The 456-nt window shown below is 77.4% G+C and carries 1 protein-coding gene; it reads left to right on the top strand.

Going from position 1 to position 456, the window contains the following annotated elements:
• Positions 1 to 456, top strand: a 456-nt coding sequence (locus J0695_RS41005; RefSeq protein ID WP_242553785.1) for a cell division protein PerM, incomplete at both ends; no start/stop codon positions are given.

Below are 456 nucleotides of genomic sequence, written 5' to 3'. Positions count from 1 at the left end.
GGACGCGGCGCGGGCGGCGGCGGTCGGGGTCGCGGTTCTGGTGGGCGGTGGCGCGCTGCTGGTCGGGGGCGCGCTGGTGTGGCACGCGGGGGCGGCCCAGAGTGCGTTTCCGCAGCTCACGGGGGTGTGGTCGGGCCGGTTCGCGGTCCTGCTGCTTGCGCTGGCCCTCGTCCCGAACGCGGCGGTGTGGGCGGCGGCCTATGCGCTGGGTCCCGGTTTCTCGCTCGGAGCAGGAGCTGCGGCGTCGCCCTTCGCGGTGACCACGAACCCCGCGCTGCCGCACTTCCCGCTGCTCGCGGCGGTGCCGGCGGAGGGGCGCGGGACGTGGCTCGGCTGGGCGGTGGCGCTGGTTCCGCTGGTGGCGGGTGCGGCGGTGGGCTGGTTCTCCGTACGTACGGAACACGACCGTGGCCTGCGGGACACGGCGGCCGTGGCCGCGCTGGCCGCCGTCGGGTG

Source organism: Streptomyces beijiangensis (genome assembly GCF_017315755.1).
Lineage (GTDB): Bacteria > Actinomycetota > Actinomycetes > Streptomycetales > Streptomycetaceae > Streptomyces > Streptomyces beijiangensis.
Note: the sequence above shows the minus strand (reverse complement) of the source record. Positions and strands in the feature narration are given on the sequence as shown.